This is a genomic window from Aneurinibacillus soli (assembly GCF_002355375.1).
Taxonomy (GTDB): Bacteria; Bacillota; Bacilli; order Aneurinibacillales; family Aneurinibacillaceae; genus Aneurinibacillus; species Aneurinibacillus soli.
Genome location: NZ_AP017312.1, coordinates 663,283 through 683,401 on the forward strand (window position 1 = coordinate 663,283; position 20,119 = coordinate 683,401).

19 protein-coding genes are annotated in these 20,119 nt (G+C 45.1%); all 19 read left to right on the plus strand.

Annotated features, from left to right (window positions below; all coding sequences use genetic code 11):
* The first annotated feature begins 5 nt into the window (after positions 1–5).
* Positions 6–1,709, plus strand: coding sequence for a flagellar hook-associated protein FlgK (gene flgK / locus CB4_RS03405; RefSeq protein ID WP_096463594.1), 1,704 nt, complete (start codon positions 6–8; stop codon positions 1,707–1,709).
* Positions 1,710–1,733: 24 nt separating this feature from the next.
* On the plus strand, positions 1,734–3,095 hold the full coding sequence (gene flgL, locus CB4_RS03410; protein ID WP_096463595.1) for a flagellar hook-associated protein FlgL: 1,362 nt from the start codon (positions 1,734–1,736) through the stop codon (positions 3,093–3,095).
* A gap of 13 nt (positions 3,096–3,108) precedes the next feature.
* A complete protein-coding gene (locus tag CB4_RS03415) occupies positions 3,109–3,684 on the plus strand; it encodes a DUF6470 family protein (RefSeq protein ID WP_096463596.1) in 576 nt (191 codons plus the stop codon).
* Positions 3,685–3,721: 37 nt separating this feature from the next.
* Positions 3,722–4,177 (plus strand): flagellar assembly protein FliW, encoded by a 456-nt coding sequence (fliW, locus tag CB4_RS03420; protein WP_096463597.1) that lies wholly within the window; start codon positions 3,722–3,724, stop codon positions 4,175–4,177.
* Complete coding sequence (gene csrA / locus CB4_RS03425) at positions 4,165–4,437, plus strand: carbon storage regulator CsrA (RefSeq protein ID WP_096463598.1); 273 nt, start codon at positions 4,165–4,167, stop codon at positions 4,435–4,437. The genes fliW and csrA overlap by 13 nt, the downstream gene beginning before the upstream one ends.
* Before the next feature lie 109 nt (positions 4,438–4,546).
* Positions 4,547–6,214 carry a flagellin N-terminal helical domain-containing protein gene (locus CB4_RS03430; protein ID WP_096463599.1) on the plus strand — a complete coding sequence of 556 codons (1,668 nt, stop codon included), beginning with the start codon at positions 4,547–4,549 and terminating at the stop codon, positions 6,212–6,214.
* Between the two features lie 82 nt (positions 6,215–6,296).
* Entirely contained in the window at positions 6,297–6,665 is a 369-nt protein-coding gene (locus tag CB4_RS03435) for a DUF8042 domain-containing protein (protein WP_096463600.1), read from the plus strand.
* A gap of 56 nt (positions 6,666–6,721) precedes the next feature.
* Positions 6,722–7,495, plus strand: a complete 774-nt coding sequence (locus CB4_RS03440; protein WP_096463601.1) for a FlxA-like family protein — start codon at positions 6,722–6,724, stop codon at positions 7,493–7,495.
* 33 nt (positions 7,496–7,528) lie between these two features.
* On the plus strand, positions 7,529–7,798 hold the full coding sequence (locus tag CB4_RS03445) for a hypothetical protein (protein WP_096463602.1): 270 nt from the start codon (positions 7,529–7,531) through the stop codon (positions 7,796–7,798).
* 144 nt (positions 7,799–7,942) lie between these two features.
* Positions 7,943–8,338, plus strand: a complete 396-nt coding sequence (locus CB4_RS03450; protein WP_096463603.1) for a flagellar protein FlaG — start codon at positions 7,943–7,945, stop codon at positions 8,336–8,338.
* 13 nt (positions 8,339–8,351) lie between these two features.
* Positions 8,352–10,853, plus strand: a complete 2,502-nt coding sequence (gene fliD, locus CB4_RS03455; RefSeq protein ID WP_096463604.1) for a flagellar filament capping protein FliD — start codon at positions 8,352–8,354, stop codon at positions 10,851–10,853.
* A gap of 3 nt (positions 10,854–10,856) precedes the next feature.
* Positions 10,857–11,234 (plus strand): flagellar export chaperone FliS, encoded by a 378-nt coding sequence (fliS, locus tag CB4_RS03460; protein ID WP_096463605.1) that lies wholly within the window; start codon positions 10,857–10,859, stop codon positions 11,232–11,234.
* A complete protein-coding gene (fliT, locus tag CB4_RS03465; protein ID WP_096463606.1) occupies positions 11,235–11,612 on the plus strand; it encodes a flagellar protein FliT in 378 nt (125 codons plus the stop codon).
* Between the two features lie 126 nt (positions 11,613–11,738).
* Positions 11,739–15,776 carry a hypothetical protein gene (locus tag CB4_RS03470; protein WP_096463607.1) on the plus strand — a complete coding sequence of 1,346 codons (4,038 nt, stop codon included), beginning with the start codon at positions 11,739–11,741 and terminating at the stop codon, positions 15,774–15,776.
* Positions 15,773–16,192 (plus strand): EscU/YscU/HrcU family type III secretion system export apparatus switch protein, encoded by a 420-nt coding sequence (locus CB4_RS03475; protein ID WP_096463608.1) that lies wholly within the window; start codon positions 15,773–15,775, stop codon positions 16,190–16,192. Before CB4_RS03470 ends, CB4_RS03475 begins: the two co-directional genes overlap by 4 nt.
* A gap of 93 nt (positions 16,193–16,285) precedes the next feature.
* A complete protein-coding gene (locus CB4_RS03480; protein WP_157737772.1) occupies positions 16,286–16,801 on the plus strand; it encodes a flagellar export chaperone FliS in 516 nt (171 codons plus the stop codon).
* Between the two features lie 30 nt (positions 16,802–16,831).
* Positions 16,832–18,832 (plus strand): flagellin N-terminal helical domain-containing protein, encoded by a 2,001-nt coding sequence (locus CB4_RS03490; RefSeq protein WP_231956134.1) that lies wholly within the window; start codon positions 16,832–16,834, stop codon positions 18,830–18,832.
* 216 nt (positions 18,833–19,048) lie between these two features.
* On the plus strand, positions 19,049–19,726 hold the full coding sequence (locus tag CB4_RS03495; RefSeq protein WP_096463610.1) for an amino acid ABC transporter permease: 678 nt from the start codon (positions 19,049–19,051) through the stop codon (positions 19,724–19,726).
* A 132-nt stretch (positions 19,727–19,858) separates the two neighbouring features.
* A complete protein-coding gene (locus CB4_RS03500; RefSeq protein ID WP_220033132.1) occupies positions 19,859–20,059 on the plus strand; it encodes a cold shock domain-containing protein in 201 nt (66 codons plus the stop codon).
* Positions 20,060–20,119 lie beyond the last annotated feature (60 nt).

The following is a 20,119-nucleotide window of genomic DNA, read 5'->3' on the forward strand; positions in this document are numbered from 1 at the left end:
TTTAGATGACATCTACATTTTCAGGATTAGAAATAGGGAAGCTTGGCCTGTTTGCTCAGCAGACAGCGTTAAATACGACGGGACATAACATCTCCAATGCCAACACGGAAGGCTATACAAGGCAACGGGTGAATATGGAGGCAATGCCAGCCTTCCCCTATCCGAGTGCGGTAAATAATCGTTCGGCAGGTCAGGTAGGAACTGGGGTGTGGGTCAGTAGCATCGAGCGATTGCGGACAGCGTTTCTTGATTTGCAGTTCCGGGGCGAGAATAAAAACGCTGGGGAATACGGGGCCCGTACAGATACGCTGGAAAAAATCGAGAATATTTTAAATGAGCCGACAGACAGTGGTCTGCAGAAGACGATGGATGACTTCTGGGGTGCCTGGCAGCAGCTTTCGGCTAATCCAAAGGATACATCTGCACGAGAAGTGGTGCGCCAGAAGGCGACGACGATGACGGAGTCGTTTGCTTTTATTCAGCGTGAAATGATACAACAGCAGAACAATGTGAATGAAGACATCGGTACAAAGACGACAGAGATTCAGGGATATCTGGATACCGTTGCAAAATTGAACGCGCAAATCAATGATATTGTTCCACACGGTTATACTCCGAATGACCTCTATGATCAGCGGGACCTGATTCTTGATAAGCTTTCGAAATCTATGGATATCGAAGTCAAGCCTGTTACGAACAATGGTAAAGATACCGGAATGGTAGATGTATATATTAAGGGAACCAATGTCAACCTTGTAAGTGAGAAGGCGGCGAGTGTGGTAAAAGCAGAAGCATCTACGGCTGCCCCACCAAATAATACGTTACGTGACGGCACAACCACGAAACTGGATATTAACATTTACTGTGCGACACTGCGTTCAGGGACTACACCACCTCAGGCACCAGATCAATCGAATTTAGCGACGTGGACTCCAGCTAATCCTAATTATCAATTCTCGGAAGGCGGCGAGTTGAAGGGATTACTGGCATCACGGGATACGATTCTACCAGACTACATGACGCGCATTAGTAATCTGGCTACTAAAATCGCAACAGAAGTAAATAAAGTCCATAAATCCGGTAAAGATCTGGATGGGAATCAGCAGGGGGGCGTAGATTATGCACCGACGATTACCCCGATACCGCCTTCTACAAAGTCCGCACTCCCGTTCTTTGTAAGCAAACAGGCGTACGAAACCGCTAAAGTAGCTTCTCCAACTAATCCTAATCCACACAATGACAATGATCCGACTACATGGAACTGGATGAACACCCCTCCGACGGGACCGGGGGATATGATCGTGAACCCGCTTATCATGAAGTCCGTCAACAAAATCGCAGCTTCTGATCCAAACTCAGGAACAGGGGATAACAAGACGGCACTAGCCATCTATGCACTAAAAGAACAAACAAACATGGTTTTCGGTGGTGCTGGTGGTGAAACTGGATCGTTTGATAGTTATACCCGTAGTATCATTTCTAAGCTTGGAAGTGAGACGCGGGAAGCACAGCGTATGAAAACGAATGTGGAGTCTCTTACGTCCGAAGTGGATAATCGTCGTCAATCGGTTTCAGGTGTTTCGCTTGACGAAGAGATGTCCAATATGATCAAGTTCCAGCATTCGTACAGTGCATGCGCTCGCACGATTACCGCTATGGACGAAATGTTGGATCAAATTATAAATAAGATGGGACTAGTAGGTAGATAGAGAGAATAGGAGGTTGATTGAGTTATGCGTGTTACCCAAAATATGCTAAATAATACGATGATGCGTAATCTGAACAATAGCCTAAACCGCATGGATAAGCTGCAGAATATGATGTCATCAGGCAAAAAAATCTCGAAGCCGTCTGACGATCCGGTTATTGCCAGTCGTGGCATGCTGTATCGCACGTCGATTGGAGAAAATGAACAGTTCAAGGAGAATACAGGGGCAGCAAACGATTGGATGACCGAAAGCGAAACAGCTGTAGGCGAAGTGGGAGATGTACTCTCGCGTGTAAAAGAGCTGATTACCCAGGCGTCTAACGATACGATTAATCAGGGTGACCGGGAGAAAATCCGCGATGAAATCATCCAGCTGCGCGACCATCTAGGCACAGTGGCAAATGCGACGTTGAATGGACGATATTTGTTTAACGGGACAAATACAGACCAGGCCCCATTTGCTAATGGTGTGTATGGCAGTACGAATAACGAGGATATCAATCTGGAAGTTTCACAAGGGATCAAGATGCCGATGAATGTGGATGGCATTCAGTTGTTTGGACAATCAAATCCAGGCGTTTCCAGTCTCACTGATTTCCAGTCTGCTTTGAGCCCGAGTGATAAAGCGGCTTATGACAAGGCAGGAGGAACCGATCTGTTTTCGATGATGAATACGCTCATCGAGAAGCTAAAACCATCGGAATATGCGACAGATCAGTATGGTCGAACTCTCGCTGCTGACGCAACTGGAAGACCGATATTTGATGCATCTGGAAAATCTGAATTGTATGATCCGAATGACCATTTACAAACGAAGCTGAAGAATGAATCGTTTGTGCGAGGGGCAGAGGGTCAGCTTCTGGCAGCGGATAAGAACGGAGATCCAATTCTTGATCTCACAGATCCCACAAACCCGACAGTAAAAGTATATGATCCTACTGCTACTACTCCAATGCAATGGCCATTAAAGAAAAATACGAGCGGAAGCAAACTTTTAGCATACGATAAAACTGATACAGCGGTTCCTAAAAGTATTGTCTTGTATGATCCAACAAGCACGAATCAAGTTCCACTTGTGGCGCCAGAAAACAAGATGGCTCCTGTTGCAGGAAAAGAATTATCCGGGTATCTCGATGTCATCCAGAAACATACAGACAACTTCCTGCAAGTACGAGCGGAGATCGGCTCCCGGATGAACCGTCTTCAACTCGTTCAGGATCGGCTCGATTCACAAAACGGGAACCTCAAAAACATGATGTCGAACGGCGAAGATGCAGACATGGCACAAGTCATCATGGATCTTCAGAACAACGAAAACGTGCACAAGGCAGCTCTTGCCGCTGGTTCACGCATCATTCAGCCAACACTCCTCGACTTTCTTCGCTAGGGGGGAATAGCTTGTGAATCTGGAGCGGCTTGATATTACACAGATGTTTACGAAGTTGTCCTGGGATGTCCAGCGTCCGACGTACACATTTGAACCTGCAAAAACGGACGTTCAAATTGAAAAAAGCCCGGCAGAAGTTATCATCAAGCGTACTCAACCGAGACTCATCATCGACCAAAGTCAATGCTGGGCCGACATGAATTGCAAGCATATTTTTCAACGAGTAAGAGATGAAGCAGAAGATGGAAAACAAGCCTTTTTTACCTATCTCAGTACGGTAACGACTGAAGGAAGGCGAATCGGTGCAATCGAAAACAAAGAAAATCCAATTAAAAATTTAGCACGTGAAAAATCACTTGCTCCTAAATATCAGTTCACGTACGGTAACGTTCCAAAAAACTTTTCGCTCAAATTTGAAATTATTCCTGGCGAGACGCATGTGGATTGGACGGAAAGCAAGATGAAAGTCGATTTCCCTTCTCATCCGTATCATCATCAGTATGAACAGGGGAGACTTTCGTATTACATCCAGAAACAGAATCAGTTACACATTCAGGTCATTGGCGGCACGATTGATCGAGTTCAGTAAGCAGGGGATCGCCCTCTGATAAAGGAGTTTGCATACTATGTCATTCACAATCACATCTAGTCTATTTGGTGAAGTCGATTACACAGCAGACGAAGTGTATTCATTTGAAACTGGCCTTCCAGGCTTCCCGGAGCACAAACAATTCTTACTGCTTAAAATCGAAGACAGTCCGTTTACTGTACTGCATGCCATTGATGAAGATTTGTACTTTATCTTACTTGATCCGTTCTCTTTCTTTTCCGACTATGAATTCGCGCTTCCAGAACACGTCATACATCAACTCAGCATTGAGCAGCGGGAGCATGTAGCCTGCTATTCCATTGTGGTGCTTCGTGACCCGCTGCATGACTCTACAGCCAACATGGCTGCCCCTGTTGTATTGAATACCGCCAATCGCAAAGGAATGCAGCTTGTATTAGAAAAAACACCGTATTCTGTGAAGCAGCCTGTTTTTGCGGTGGACAGCCAGGAGAAGATAAGATGCTTGTATTAGGACGAAAAGCAGGTGAATCGATTATCATCGGGGATTCGATTACGGTGAAAATTGTAAGTGTCGATGGAGATCATGTCAAAATTGGGATTGAAGCCCCACGTCACGTCCAGATTCACCGCCAGGAAATCTATGAGACGATCCAGCAGGAAAATCAGCTGGCTGGCTCTACCAAACCGAATATGCCCCTGGAACGTCTCCGTCAGCTGGGTCTTGATGCGACAAAAGGTGACAAACATATGAAAATCGAAAAAAAAGAATAAAAATTTCTGTTAGAACTATAAACAGTAAGAGATTCAATCCGATACCTTAAGTGTAAGGAACAATAAGCGGACATGGACGTCTGCGAAACAATCAGGGAGGAATTTTATTATGATTATCAATCACAATATGTTGGCACAGAACTCTTACCGTCAATTAGGTATCAATAATGCTAACACAGCAAAATCCACAGAGAAATTGGCTTCTGGTCTTCGCATCAACCGTGCAGGCGATGATGCTGCAGGTCTGGCAATCTCTGAAAAAATGCGCGGTCAGATCCGTGGTCTCGACCAAGCTAGCCGTAATGCCCAAGATGGTATTTCTATGGCTCAAACAGCTGAGGGTGCATTGAACGAGACACACAGCATCCTTCAACGTATGCGTGAATTAGCTACACAATCTGCAAACGGTACGAACACTAACGATGACCGTGGAGCGATTCAGGATGAAATGAATCAGCTGACTTCTGAAGTTAACCGTATTGGTAACACAACTGAGTTCAATACGCAAAAACTTCTGAACGGTGGCATGGCTTCAACTGATGGAGCAAAAATTACGAAAGCAACAAGTGCAACGGTTACCGCTGCAGGTACAGTAACTGCAGCTACATCTAATGCTAGTATTATTGTTGATGGTAGAACTTTTGATGTTTCGGGGATTGTTGTTGCAGGCACTACTGATGCTGATGCGAAAGCGGCGGCATCAGCACTTGGAGATAAAACATCAGGTGGGGTTAAACTCTCTGAGGTAGTAGACATTAAAACTGATGGCGCTGGAAAATTAGTTTTTACTGCTAAATCACAAGGCCCATCAAGTTCAATTAGCTTTAGTGCTGATGATGCGGCACTTGGTATTACTGCTGTTAGTGATAAGGCTACTGGTACTCCGACTACAATGGAGCGTGCAGGTCTTCAAGCTACAAATGCATTAGGAAAAGCTGCCGATACCACTATTAATGCTGGAGATACAATTAAAATCACAGTAGGTAATGATAGTGCGGTTACTGTTAATCTAAACACTGGTACAGCTAATAAAACATACAAAACATTCTCAGGTGTAGACCAAAATGAAAAAAATGCAGCTATGGCTGACGTAATTCGTGACGTTAACGCTGCTTTACAAGATGCAGGTTTAGGCGGAAAAGTAACTGCATCTCTTTCTAAGGATAATGAACTTCAGTTTATCTCTGAGACAGGTAAAGATATTTCTGTAGCAAATGGAACAGGTACACCTCTTACTGCACTAGGTACTGGATTTGGTGCTGTTAAAAATGTAGAGCAAGTAGTTGGAGCAGGTGCACAAGGTCCTGGATTTAAAACTACTTTCCAAATTGGTGCGAATACTGGACAAAGCATGGCATTACAACTAAATGATATGCGTGCAAATGCACTTGGTATTACAGGAAATGCAGGTCAAAAAGGCTTCACTTCTGCTAACGGTGTAACTAACGGAACAACAGATGTTAAAGGTGAAGCAGCTCTGAATGTAATGACAAAAGAAGATGCGTCTAATTCAATTACAGCGGTTGACAACGCAATCAAAAAGGTTTCTGATGAGCGTGCAAAATTGGGTGCTGTTCAAAACCGTTTAGAGCACACAATCAACAACTTGAACACTTCTTCTGAAAACTTAACTTCTGCTGAATCTCGTATCCGTGATACAGATATGGCGAAAACAGTTATGGAAAACACAAAAAATGGTATCCTTGCTCAGGCTGCTCAAGCAATGCTTGCACAAGCGAACCAAGCACCACAACAAGTACTTCAATTACTCCGTTAATTTTAGCGGTAGGTATAAGAGAGGCTCTGGCTCTGCTGGAGTCTCTTTTTTTTACTTGCTGCATGAAAGAGAGGAACACAACGTGGAAAAATATATGGATGTAATGAAACAAACAGTGGAACTTTCAGAGACGATGAGTGAAGCTCTGGAACATATTAAAATCCGAGTAAATGAAGGGAATATAGAAAGTACCATTCAGTTGGTTGATGATACGATGATTGCTTTTTCTACTATTGTAAAAAGTATGCAGAGATTTTTATATAAACTCCCGCCTAATCAGATTGAAGAGCATACAGACATGCTTGTAAAAGGGTTCCAGGTGCTTACGACGGCGTATGAGCAGGGACAGAGTGGAAAGATACTGGAGGTATTACAGTTTACTATACTGCCAGCGTATAAGAAGTGGAGCAGTGAGTTAGAGAAGCATTTACAGTCGTATATCGTGTCATAAAACAAGAGACCGTGCAAAAAGATTGTACGGTTTTTTTACAATCAGGAGAGATAGAAATGGGACAGGATTCAAAGATTCTTTCAGCATGGGGGCGTATCTTTGGCTGGCTGCGATGGATATCGGTATTTCAGTATGTACGAATGATTCCCCTGTTTAAAGGCTCATACGGCTTTGTAGAAGCCTGGGTTATCGGTAATTTAATCGCTTCGATGACTTCTTATGGTTTAGCTTTGTATAATAAATCAGTTCCTTCTTTGGCTATTTATTTTATTATGGCGTATGGGTTTATTCGAGTATTTGAAGTGACGGTATATCAGGTCAATGTGCTGCTTTTTGATCCGTACCAAACAGAAAACTATGCGGTGAAAAGCTATCGACGGTTGGTGATTTTACTCTTACATAATTATGTGGAAGTCATTATCTGGTTTGCCGCTGCCTATGTATGGTTGGCGAATCTGGGGAAAGCGGTTATCCCGCTTGAAGCGATGACAACGCCTTTTGGCACGTTTATGTACAGCTTTTTAACAATGGTTGGGTTTGGCTCGAATAGTATCAATACAGATATGCTGAAGAACATTACAATCTGGCATTCCGTCCTTGTAGTGCAGGCCATTATCGGCTTATTCATGACACTGATTTGTCTGGCTCGATTTGTTAGTCTGCTCCCGGCCCCGGATACGATGAACCCACAGGAGCAAAAAGCGGAAGCAAAAGAGCTTCAGCAGGAACTAGCATTAGTAAATGAGCAATTAGCAGAGGTAAGAGAAATCATCTGCGAGATAAAAGAAAAACAGCAGAGAGAAGAACAAGGGGAACTGATTCGGATATAAACAGGTGCAGGACCGATAGGAAGGGTGTTCGTTATGGACAGGAAGTATACGGACAATCAGACAGTGCAGCATCGCATAGACAACGAAGAAGAATGCTTTCTGCGTGAGCAACTTGTATGGGTGAAAGAGCGTATGGATGTGTTGGATCTGATCGAAGCAAAGCTGAAGCGGGTACGAACGCTTGTCTGCTATGTGGTAGAACATAAGCTAACCGAAGAAGAAGCAGCTGACATGCAAGTGGAAGTGGATGATTTACTTCGAGAGATTGCGCTGTTGAGTCAAGAAGAGGATGTATATCATTAACCATACTGTACATATATAAGAGGGGTTGGCCGTCATGAAACGACGGCTTTTTTGTTATCCGTATGTTTTATCTGGATACATTAATAAATTTGATTTTGTGTTCCGATAGTATAAGTAATAGTGAAAGACTGGGAGGTATGGTAAATGAGCGATGTAAGAATGAGTGATAGTTCTTTTCTTCCAGGTAATACAAACTTTTACGAAGTAAAATCTGCTTCAGGGCCCCAGGGAAGTACAGGTAATAATGGTGTGAACCCAGATCAGTCGATTACGGATAAGTCGGGACAGCAGCTGCCAAAACAACCAGATCAAATGAGTGAAAAAGACCGGGAAAAATTGAAAGAGCAAGCTAACAAGCTTTTTGAAGCATTGGACACCGGTTTAGCTTTGAAATTCCATGAAAAGAGTGGAAAGTGGTACGCTGTTATTGAGAACAAAATCACACATGACGTTATCAAGGAAGTTCCCCCGCAATACATGCTGGATTTAGAAGTGAAATTACGGGATATGATCGGATTATTCCTGGATAAAAAATTATAAAGGAGAGATCGAAATGGCTTCTTTTACATCTTTAACACGAATTAGTGGATTGAACTCAGGTATGGATACCGAGTCTCTTGTTAAAAAGCTGATGGATGCTGAGTCTATACGCTATAACAAAATGAAACAGGACCAGCAGAAACTGACCTGGCAGAGTGATGCCTATCGTCAGTGGAATACAGATTTGTTTTCTTTTCGCTCGACAGTAAGTGATATGAAATTTTCGAGGAATTATAACACATTTTCCACTACTTCATCTAATCCTGACGCCGTAGTGGCAACAGCAGGCCCAGATGCGATTGATGGGATTCATACGATTAAGGTAAGTCAGTTGGCAGCGAGCGCTACCGTTAAGGCAACAGGGGTAAAGTTTGATGTAACGAAAAGCTTAGGAGATACGTCGCAAGGTTCCCCGTTGGCTGCGAATGATAAACTGACCATTTCTACAACAGATGGTCAAGGTGTATCACATACGGCTCAAATTGATATTAAAACAACCGATAAAATTGGGGATGTCGTCAATGCACTGAATGCGGCAAAAGATACAGACGGGAAAAGCCTGGGTATTCAAGCAATGTACGATAGCAATTTGCAGCAGTTTATTATTAAAACAAAATCGACCGGGGCAAAGACAAGTATCAACATTACAGGTAATGATGCCACATTATCTACATTCGGATTGCAAAACTCTAGCAGATATGCATCTTTGCAAGATACGAATGCAACGAACGCAACCCTTAAATTAAATATTGATTCAACGAGCTTTAGTGCAGATATGCTAGCTATTTCCACAAAGGATAGTCAGGGTAAGGTAAGTACGGCTCAAATTAAGATTGAAGCAAATTATACAGTTAATGATGTACTTAATGCTTTTAATTCAGCTAAAGATAGTAATGGGAATGCCTTAGGTATTCAGGCCACGTATGATAGCGGCTCGAAACAGCTTACTATTAAAACAAACGAAGTTGGGGCACAGACAAGTCTCAGCATCACAGGTACTAAGGATGTAAGTGGTACGACGTTAGACGCATTAGGATTGAAAGATGCTAGCGATATGCAATCGATTAATGGTATAGATCCGAAAATGACTGTCCCTGTACCAAAAATTGTTTCCGGAACACCCCTTAATTTAGCAGATAAATTGACAATTACAGCAACCGACAGTAAAGGTATGCTGCACACAGCTAAAATCGATATTAAAGCAACAGATACAATTGAAGACATCATGACCACGTTAAGTTCAGCTAAAGACAGTGCTGGAAATAGCTTAGGTATTCAAGCCACATATGATGGTGCTTCGAAACAGCTTGTTATTACAGGGGGAAACACGAAACTTGGTATCACAGGTAGTAATGCTTCGTTAGTTGCATTAGGACTGAAAGACCCTGCTAGTCCTGTGTCTACTATATCTACTACAGGTGTAGATTCTGTGATTACATCTGATGGGTCCACAGTCACACAATCTTCCAATTCGGTGACACTATTTGGCGTCAATTATACGCTTAAACAAGCCGACGATACTAAAGATATTACGGTTAATGTTGCGCGTGATTATGATGCTGCAGTGAAAAATATTAAAGATTTTATCGGTAAATATAATGATATGCTTGATAAAGTCTATAAAGCGATGTCAGAAAGTGTAGATAAAAACTATCAACCGTTAACGGATGATCAGCGACAAGCAATGAACCAGGACCAAATCAAACAATGGGAAGATAGGGCGAAAAGCGGATTGTTGCATAACGACACTATTTTGTCTACGTTATATAATAAACTACGCAGTGATACATTTTCTACTGTTGATAATGGGAGTGTGTACAATTCATTAGCGGCTGTTGGAATTAAATCGAATGGATACCTGGATCGCGGGAAACTGACCGTCGATGAAACCAAGTTACGTGAAGCGCTACAGAATGATCCGGAAGCGGTACGCACTTTGTTTACACAGAGTAAGAATGCATGGAAGAGTGCGAATCAAGTTGATGATACAGCACGGGGACTAAATTCGGTGAAATTTAGTGTGGGTTCTGCTTCGTATACCGTGACGCTCGATCCGAATGATACGACTAGTAAAGTTGCAGAAAAAATTAATGACTATGCTAAAAGTAAGAACATATCGGTGCAGGCTAGCTACGATAGTGGAACGAAGTTGTTTTCAATATCATCCAGTTTGGGTCAGGATTTTCAATTTACGGATGGAGCATCGGTGCTTGGGAATCTTCAGGATGTATCTGGAGGCCAAAAAGGGATTGTCAATCGCATGTATGACAGCTTTTATAGTGCGTTTCAAAGCACTATCCAAAAGGCTGGCTTAAGTACGAGTGATAAGGCTGATCAGAGCGTGGTCGGAAAGCTCTTAAAAGATATAAACAAGAGAATCTCAGATGAAAAAACTCGCTTAACAAACGTAGAGAATAGTTATTATAGTAAGTTTACAGCTATGGAGAAGGCACTGTCACAGTATAATTCGCAGTCTTCTGCATTGATGCAGCAACTGGGACTAGGAGGAAAATAGAACATGGCTTATACAGCAAGCGCAGCCCAACAATACCGACAAAATAGTGTGTTAACAACAACACCAGCTGATCTTACATTGCGTCTGTATCAAGGATTGGTCAAGTTTCTTAGGACTGCGTTGACCGGGATTGAACAAGGCAAACTTGAAGATGTGAATACCAATCTAATCAAGAGTCAGGATATTCTTCGTGAACTTTTATGTACGTTGAACATGGGAGTCCCGATAGCCAAAGATATGGCTGCTATGTATGAATATATGCTTGAGCGTTCTATGGAAGCGAATATGAAAAAAGATAAAGAAATTATTAAGGAAATTTTGGGCTTTGCCGAAGATTTTTACGACACATGGATGAAGGTAACAAAGGCGGTTAAAGTTTAAATGCTAGAAGATACATTTGTTCATAAGGAACGATGTTTGAATGAGTTAAAACAAGAAACGCAGAAACAACTTGCGGCAGTGCGTATAGAGGATGTATCCGGCTTTATACGAGGTGTTGAGAGATGTGAGCAGCTGATTGCAGAGCTAAAGGAAATAAATATTCAAGCTTCCTCCGTACTCTCCGAGAAAGAAAGTGTTTTTGAGGAGATCGGTCAGGATATTTTGCGTATGCGTTCAGAGATATCGGATCTCTTACCAACCTGGCGTGAGAGATTGCGTAGTCAGATGCTTCGTGAGCAGGAGGGAACCCGGATCAAACAAGTTTATGATGATGATGATGAGTATGTCCCCCCTATTTTTTTAGACAAGAGAAAGTAATTAAAGGCTTCTTTCGGTCGTGATACCATTCACACCGAAGGAAGCCTTTTCTCTTTTAGCGTGAAAAGTAGGGTGATTATTTCCGATAGTAATTATAAGTAGAATGGGTACGGAAGGAGGATTCGTATGCAAATTTCTGATTTTCAGCCTCGTGCGAATCAAAGTAGAGTAGCTGGGACGCCAGCCGAACTGAGTGTTGGTCAAAGTGTCATGGCATCTGTTAAACAAAAGGTTTCAATGGGAGAAGCAGTTATAGAGGTAAACGGCCAGGAATATCGAGCTGTTTTTGAAAAGGAAGCTCCTGCGGAAGGGAAGGTGCAGGTTCAAATTACGGGTCGGAATGCGGGTATGCTTCAGGTACGTACAACCGGAGATCCGGCTGAGACTCTCCCGGTTGAAGAACCGTCGGTGGAGAAGGTTCTTCAACAAGCCGGGGTAAAGGCGACACCAGAAATGAAGGAGCTTGTCCAGCGGTTTGCACAGCAGCAAATTCCTGCAACGAAAGAAATGTTGCAGTTTGCACAGCGAATTATACAGAAAGGAGAGGGAACGGTTTCGCAAAAGCTGGATACATTAGTAGCTATGGCACAGAAAGAGATTCATTTTACGAGTAAAAGCTATGATGCTGTTTTTCGGGTACTGCATGGACCATCGTTGGATAAAATCTTAACGCAACTTGCGAAGGAAGCCCCTGATTTGATACCGAAAGTATCAGCCTTGCAAACAGCGACCCGAACGGTTAGTCAGGCGTCCGTCTCGGTACCTGAGGCTAGACAACAGGTACAGCCAGAACCAGCGGCTCAAGTATCGCGCAATCTGGACGTGTTGAAGCAAGCGATGGAGCGAGGTGTACCGCTGTCCAAAGAAGCGGTACAGAAACTGGTGAGCCAACTGAGGGAAGGAGCGGATAAAGCGTCCCTTCCTGTTGAAGCGCGTCGAGCCGTGGAGCAGGTAGTGAAACAGGTGGAACAGGCGATCCGGGAGACACCGACGACAGAGAAAGCGGTCGCACCGCAAACGATCGCTCGCACGGTAGATCGCGGAGCGATTGAGCAAGCGGTACGTCAGGTAGCATCAGCTCGTACATCTCAGACAGTGGAACCGAGTGTACAAGTGGACCAGACGATGAAGACTACACCGAAGGAAGAAACACGGGTACAGTCGGAGCCAGCGGCCCAAGTATCGCGTAATCTGGACGTGTTGAAGCAAGCGGTGGAGCGAGGGGTGCCGCTGTCTAAAGAAGTGGTACAGAAACTGGTGAGCCAACTGAGAGAAGGAGCGGAAAAAGCGTCTCTTCCTGTTGAAGCGCGTCGAGCCGTGGAACAGGTAGTCAAGCAGGTGGAACAGGCGATCCGTGAGACTCCAGCGACAGAGAAAGTGATCGCACCGCAAACGATCGCCCGCACGGTAGACCGGGGAGCGATCGAGCAAGCGGTTCGTCAGATAGCATCGATCCGTACTGCTCCGACGAAGGAACCTAGCGTACAGGCAGATCAGACGATGAAGACTATGCCGAGGGAAGAAGTGCGGGTACAGTCAGAACCGGCGGCACAAATATCGCGCAATCTGGACGTGTTGAAGCAAGCTGTGGAGCGAGGGGTGCCACTGTCCAAAGAAGCGGTACAGAAACTAGTAAGCCAACTGAGAGAAGGAGCGGATAAAGCGTCCCTCCCTGTCGAAGTGCGTCGTGCTGTGGAACAGGTGGTCAAACAGGTGGAACAGGCGATCCGTGAGACTCCAGTGACAGAGAAGGTGATCGCACCGCAAACGATTGCCCGCACGGTAGACCGGGGAGCGATCGGGCAAGCGGTTCGTCAGATAGCATCGACTCGTACCGCTCCGACGAAGGAACCTAGCGTACAGGCGGATCAGACGATGAAGACTATGCCGAGGGAAGAAGCGCGGGTACAGCCAGAACCGGCGGCACAAATATCGCGCAATCTGGAAGTATTGAAGCAAGCGGTAGAGCGAGGGGTGCCGCTGTCCAAAGAAGCGGTACAGAAACTGGTGACCCAACTGAGAGAAGGAGCGGAAAAAGCGTCCCTTCCTGTCGAAGTGCGTCGTGCTGTGGAACAGGTGGTCAAACAGGTGGAACAGGCGATCCGTGAGACTCCAGCGACAGAGAAAGCGATCGCCACGCAAACGATCGCCCGCACGGTAGACCGGGGAGCGATCGAGCAAGCGGTGCGCCAGGTAGCATCGGCCCGTACCGCCCCAACGGTGGAAGCGGATGTTCAATCGGCATCAGCGATACGTACAGCATCAGCAGGAGAGACACAGTCACCGACCAAAGCAGATGAGGCTATACAAAAGTTAGCAAATCTTGTTATTGATATCCGTACAGCTGGAAAAATTACGCGTAGCCAGATTGAAGCGTTACAAAAATCGGTGGCAGATGTGACGGAAGCAGCCGGAATTCGTCCGGAGCTGGCCAAAGACATTAAAGACTTGCTGACTCGACTAAGCAAAGACTTACGCATGTCGATGAGCTATGAAGCGGTAGGGCGCAGCACCGAGGCCAAAGCTATGGTCGACCGCAGCCTGGATACTGTCGTGAAGATGTTCAAGCTTCCTGTAACTGAGGTATTAGCTACTCGTCAGCAATCAACAGATATGGGAGCTGACGTGGTAGGGAAAGACGGGACTGATCCAGCATTTCTACGCCCGATGAGTGATACATTGCTCAAATTGGGGAGTATTATCTCGCTGGCCCGTCAGGAATTGCAGGGAGCGCTCGGAGCGATGGATACGAGCGATGCGAATGGCTGGCGTGATCCAGGGAAAATTGTCGCAGATATGGCCGGGGCAATCCGCACTGCAGCTACCCGTGAAGGGCTGTCTCGTGATGATGTAAAGCAAATCGAACAAATCCTCACGCAAGCGGAGCAGGCTGTATCCAAACCACAGCTTGACAAGGACGCATTGGTACATGACGTTAAAGAGCTGGAGCAATTCCTCACCAATTCCGGCGAGCGTCTGGCTGCCCTCACAGCGGTACAGACGGCGAACTTCGAACGAGTGACGCAATATATCCCTGATCGTTTGCGGGAAGTAGGGGAAGAGTTCAAACAGGTGAAAAAAGAAATTACGAATAATGTAGAGCGGGTGATCCAGTTTTTGCAGCAAAAAATCCCGCAGGCACCCTCGTACGTGCAGCGTATCGTCGAACCGACAATCGAAATGGTAAACCGCCTGGTGACAAAAGGCGAATTCGCGTTGTTTGCGGATATGGAGTTTGAGCATCAGGTATTGCGAATTAGCGGGGACCTCAATCAGGTTAAAGGCTTGCTTGATAAAGGGAAGCAGGATGAAGCTCTTCAGATTTTTCATCGTGTTCGCGGTGAGCTTGATAAGTTGAACTGGCAGCCTGCGTATACGAAGGTAGAACGATTCTTTTCGAAAATGACCAGTGATGGTGATATGCAGAATCCGCTCCAAACATATGGCCAGCAGTGGCGGGATGAATCGTTGAGCGGTCGCGGTGTGCAGGAGATGATGCGTGGCATGGGATTAAACCATGAACGGGATGCGATAGACTGGATGGCGCGACGAGAAGGGCACATGAGCATGGGACAGGATGGATCGAATCAGCAGGATCGCCCGCCGCACAACTTGAAGTCGATGCTGATGGATGGTATGGAAGGAAATGTATCGCCGCGTGCCCGAGAAATGATGGAGCATGCCTTATCAAATCTGACAGGGCAGCAGCTGCTGTCGAAGCAGGATTCCGGTATGCCTATGCAGACAATGCAGGTGCAGATTCCGCTTCCGTGGGAAGAAGGGCAGCAGACGGTACAGATGCAAATTCAGTCACGCACGAACGGGGAACAGATGGACTGGCAGAACTGCAATCTGTTTTTCTTTCTTGATACTCCGAAATTTGGTGAGATGGGCGTATCGGTTACGGTAGTAGACCGGGATATGTCTGTTCGGGTGCAAAATGACCTGCCTAATATTGAACAGGTGTTTACACCGTATATACCGCAGTTGAAACAGGAACTGCAAAACATGGGGTATCATGTAAACGGTGTGACGTTTACACCAGTAGCCCAGCCAGCATCGGAAATATCCGAACAGGCAGCTGTGCCAACTGTTGATGTGGCGGTTGCCCGCAAAGCAGCTATGGCCTATAACAGCCGAGAAGGGTTGGATTTCTCTGTATGATTTATAAACATTTTCAATCTCCGAAGAAAAAAGCAGGAAGTTCTACGCGTGCAGCTGTTATTCGCTATGACAAAGACAATGGCAAAACACCGACGATTGTGGCACAGGGGCGGGGAGCTGTAGCTGAAAAAATTATTGCGAAGGCGAAAGAGCACGATATCCCGATGCAGGAGGATGCACTACTGCTGGACAATTTGTTGCAGTTGGATTTAGGAAGCAATGTTCCGCCCCAGTTGTATCAGGTTGTAGCAGAGGTGTTGTTACTTGTTAGACGGGCTAATGTCGGCGCTCCAATCTCTGCACCTGCATTTCCTAAAAATCTGGAACAAACGCCATATTGGGAAGCAGAAGAAGTAGATGATGATGATGATGAAATTAGTGTGGAGGATTTACTACAGGCTGTTCGGGGGATATAAAATTTTTGCCAGATACCTTAAGATTTCCTGAATAAATCCGATATTTACAATAGCACGGTGAAATAGTGCTAGCATATTGAGGGAGGAATCGCCGTGGACGATGTCCTGAATCCACAAGATGTGGAACTAAGCGATATTCATGATCGCCCCGAACTAATTACGGCGCTTTTATATAAGAAGCTATTAGAAAAACTAGACGCTGCCATCATGTTGATGCCACAGCGCCGTTATCTAGAAGCCAATCGGGCAATGCAGCACTGCAACGATATTCTAACCCGTCTTGGATTCGGAATTAAATATGAAGCAGGCGTGATTGCAGACCAACTGGAGCTTTTGTACAAATACATGTTTGATCGTATTCATGAGGCGAACATGAAGAAAGATATTTCCTTGTTGCGAGAAGTGCGTCGTCTTGTACGGGAACTGGATGAGGCTTGGAGCCAGGCGCTGCAAAGCGTAAAGCAAGCAAGTGTATCAGTTTCTCAGGATGGAGCGACTGCGCGTCCAGTTGCATCACGCATGGGAACCCCGCGCTTTAATCCATACCAGCAGCGGGAGATGGAGCAGGAAGTTTATCAGCATGAACAAGAAATTCATTTAAAGAAGTAAAAATGTGATAATCATAGAGGAGTGAAGATTATGCGTATTAATCATAACGTTTATGCATTGGATGCATACTCGAAATTAAACAAGAACCAAGCTAATACAGGAAAGGCATTGGAGAAATTATCATCCGGTCTTCGCATTAACCGTGCAGCGGATGATGCAGCGGGCCTGGCCATCTCTGAAAAAATGCGCGGTCAAATTCGTGGTCTTGACCAGGCAGAGAGAAATGCGCAGGATGGCATCGCGCTCATTCAGACAGCAGAGGGTGCGCTCGGGGAAGTACATGACATGTTATCTCGTATGCGTGAGTTGTCTGTACAAGCAGCGAACGGGACACTGACTCAGTCTGACCGCGGTGTTATCCAGGACGAAATCAATCAGCTTCGTGAACAGATTGACCGTGTAGGAAATGACACGCAGTTCAATACGAAGAAGCTGTTAAACGGTAGCTTATCTGAGAATGCGGATATTCGTTCCTTGTATGGTGATGTTAAGTATTCAAAGAATGGAACAGGACTGAAGAATATTAAAGTGGATCCTGCCAGTGTGTTACCTCAGGATGTTTACAGTCTTAGTGTTGTTACGAAGAGTAAAGTGCTGAACATGGATGGCATTGAGGACACGTACAAGACGGGTCTTGAGAATTTCCTGACTTCCCCTGATACGACTTTAGGAAAAGGGGATTATAAAATTGAATTAACAGCTCAGGTCGGAGGAAATGTTGGTACTACAGGTTTGAGTTTAACGAATTCACAATTAGAAGATGGAGATTATTGGGTTGATAATGCTACACAAAATGTGTACCTTTTAAATGCGGCAGGAACAGGTCCTGCAGGTAGTTCACTTGGTGCAGCAAGTTCCTTGAACGTAGGCACAGCTACAGCAAGTGGGAAATTTACACAAGCAACTACATACACGTTAAACGTGCTTCCTAAGTCAGGTGGAGCACCGATTGCACAAGCAAGTAATGTAAAGTTTGGTCAAGCTGGGATTGACTTTAAGGATGGTGTTGCAGCAAGCAGTACATTGACAGTCGATCAGTCGAAACTTGCTGATGGTAATAAATTAACGATCAATGGAAAGACAATCGGCTTTTATGATAATACTGGAACATACGGCACTAATGCAGCTGCCATAACAGGTATGGGCGTAGATTTTGCTATTTCCTTACAAAGTGTAACGTCTAATAGTACCTTGGCTACTGCGATTGCAGGTTTGAGTATCCCAGGTATTACGTTATCAGCAGCCGGGGCAAATGTTACAGTCACAGCACCTGGAACAGGTGGTAATGCCGTTACTACAGCTTTTACAGGCACTGGTGCAGTAACAGGTGATACAGGTGGTGGTAAGAGCATTGGTCTTACTGTTGATTTTACGAATTCGTTAGCGGGATATGTAAAACGTGGTGGAGCATTGCCGACAACGCCACAGATTCCGTACCACTCATTTACAATTGGTGAGCTTGATCGTACCAGTATCATTTTAAAAGATAGCAAGGATAAAATTATCGCCCATCAGTTTGCAGATAATGACCGTAAATTCGTTGAATTACAAGGAACAGGGATTTCTTTTGGTACAGGTGTGCTCTCTAATGGTGAAAAAGCGACCAACATCGACATCCGCCGAACATTAGAAGATGCATCTGTTACGTTCCAGATTGGTACCAATGCAGGTGAAATCGTGGCACTGGGTGTTGGCGATATCCGTTGTGCGTCACTTGGTATCGACAAGTTCAAGCTCACAGATGAGACATCAGCATCCAATGCGATTGCGATCATCGACTCTGCTATCGACAAGGTATCTGCTGTACGTTCTAAACTCGGGGCCTATCAGAACCGGATGGAGCATACGGTCAACAATATCACACAAGCAAATCAAAACCTGACAGCAGCCGAGTCCCGCATCCGTGATGCAGACATGGCCAAAGAAATGACTGATTTCACGAAGTACAATATCATCAATCAATCTGCAACCGCGATGCTCGCACAGGCAAACCAACTGCCACAGGGCGTACTGCAGTTGCTCAAAGGCTAATTATTTATCATTACGCTACCATATTTCCCGCATGCAGATATCTGTATGCGGGATTTTTACGCAATATTTTTGGAAAGCGAAGAAATCACTTTGCAAATGAATTTTTATTCGTTATACTAAATATGTTATGCACAAAGAGGTGCGCTGTGGACAAGTTCCGGCGCACCTTTCGTCCCGTTACGGCGAAGTATGCTATTTCGGAAAGGTTGGTAATGTATGGAATGGGATTGGGGAGTCGTGTACGAATACCGTGAATTGTTTATTCGTGGTTTCGGATACACTATTTTGTTTACATCAGTTGGCGTAGGAGTCGGAACGATCCTTGGCTTACTGTTCGGACTTGGTCGGTTGTCTAATAATGTTTTGCTTCGCTGGCTCTCACTTGGTTACATCACATTGTTCCGTGGTACACCACTGTTTGTTCAGATTTTGATTATCCACTTTGCGGCCATTCCAGAGATCTGGACAGCTTTTATAGGAGGAGAACCGCCGGGGCCGGTGTTTTCCGGGTTTGTTGCGCTATCGCTGAACGCCGGAGCTTATATCGCGGAGATCTTCCGTGCGGGAATTCAGTCCATGGACAAAGGTCAGATGGAAGCTGCTCGTTCGCTCGGGATGAATCACCGTCAGGCGATGCGTTATATTATTTTGCCGCAAGCATTTAAGCGGATGATTCCTCCGCTTGGCAATGAGTTCATCGCTCTGCTTAAGGATTCATCACTCTTAGCGATTATTGCAGCACCGGAGTTTGCATATGCAGGGTATGCGACCGCGAAGTCTACGTTTGTCCGCTGGCCGTCTTATCTGACGCTTGCAGCAGGATATTTGATCCTGACGCTCATAATCTCCCGCGTGGTTAGCTACCTGGAAAAACGCTTCCGTACAGCTGATTAGATAGGCGAGAACCTTGTCGAATAAGGGCTTGTTTCGTCGACTAAATTCATTTGACGATGCATATTCCTGGGTGGTATATTCAAGATATGGGAACCACCCGTTCCCATATTTTATTGACGGAAAGGGATGTATCTGATGCAAGGTAAAGTGAAATGGTTTAATGCTGAAAAAGGTTTTGGCTTCATCGAACGTGAAAATGGAGACGATGTATTCGTACATTTCTCTGCGATCCAATCTGAAGGTTTCAAATCGCTGGAAGAAGGCCAAAGCGTTGAGTTCGAAATCGTTGAAGGCGCTCGTGGACCACAAGCAGCGAACGTTATTAAGTTGTAATCAGCATCACCTTTCCATAGTATAGGATATAAGGTAGAGCTACATATACAACACAAACGA

Excerpts from the sequence above, each read along its gene's own strand:
- flgK (WP_096463594.1), top strand. The coding sequence starts at position 6 with ATGACATCTACATTTTCAGGATTAGAAATAGGGAAGCTTGGCCTGTTT.
- flgL (WP_096463595.1), top strand. The coding sequence starts at position 1,734 with ATGCGTGTTACCCAAAATATGCTAAATAATACGATGATGCGTAATCTG.
- fliW (WP_096463597.1), top strand. The coding sequence starts at position 3,722 with ATGTCATTCACAATCACATCTAGTCTATTTGGTGAAGTCGATTACACA.
- csrA (WP_096463598.1), top strand. The coding sequence starts at position 4,165 with ATGCTTGTATTAGGACGAAAAGCAGGTGAATCGATTATCATCGGGGAT.
- CB4_RS03430 (WP_096463599.1), top strand. The coding sequence starts at position 4,547 with ATGATTATCAATCACAATATGTTGGCACAGAACTCTTACCGTCAATTA.
- CB4_RS03440 (WP_096463601.1), top strand. The coding sequence starts at position 6,722 with ATGGGACAGGATTCAAAGATTCTTTCAGCATGGGGGCGTATCTTTGGC.
- CB4_RS03445 (WP_096463602.1), top strand. The coding sequence starts at position 7,529 with ATGGACAGGAAGTATACGGACAATCAGACAGTGCAGCATCGCATAGAC.
- CB4_RS03450 (WP_096463603.1), top strand. The coding sequence starts at position 7,943 with ATGAGCGATGTAAGAATGAGTGATAGTTCTTTTCTTCCAGGTAATACA.
- fliD (WP_096463604.1), top strand. The coding sequence starts at position 8,352 with ATGGCTTCTTTTACATCTTTAACACGAATTAGTGGATTGAACTCAGGT.
- fliS (WP_096463605.1), top strand. The coding sequence starts at position 10,857 with ATGGCTTATACAGCAAGCGCAGCCCAACAATACCGACAAAATAGTGTG.
- fliT (WP_096463606.1), top strand. The coding sequence starts at position 11,235 with ATGCTAGAAGATACATTTGTTCATAAGGAACGATGTTTGAATGAGTTA.
- CB4_RS03470 (WP_096463607.1), top strand. The coding sequence starts at position 11,739 with ATGCAAATTTCTGATTTTCAGCCTCGTGCGAATCAAAGTAGAGTAGCT.
- CB4_RS03475 (WP_096463608.1), top strand. The coding sequence starts at position 15,773 with ATGATTTATAAACATTTTCAATCTCCGAAGAAAAAAGCAGGAAGTTCT.
- CB4_RS03490 (WP_231956134.1), top strand. The coding sequence starts at position 16,832 with ATGCGTATTAATCATAACGTTTATGCATTGGATGCATACTCGAAATTA.
- CB4_RS03495 (WP_096463610.1), top strand. The coding sequence starts at position 19,049 with ATGGAATGGGATTGGGGAGTCGTGTACGAATACCGTGAATTGTTTATT.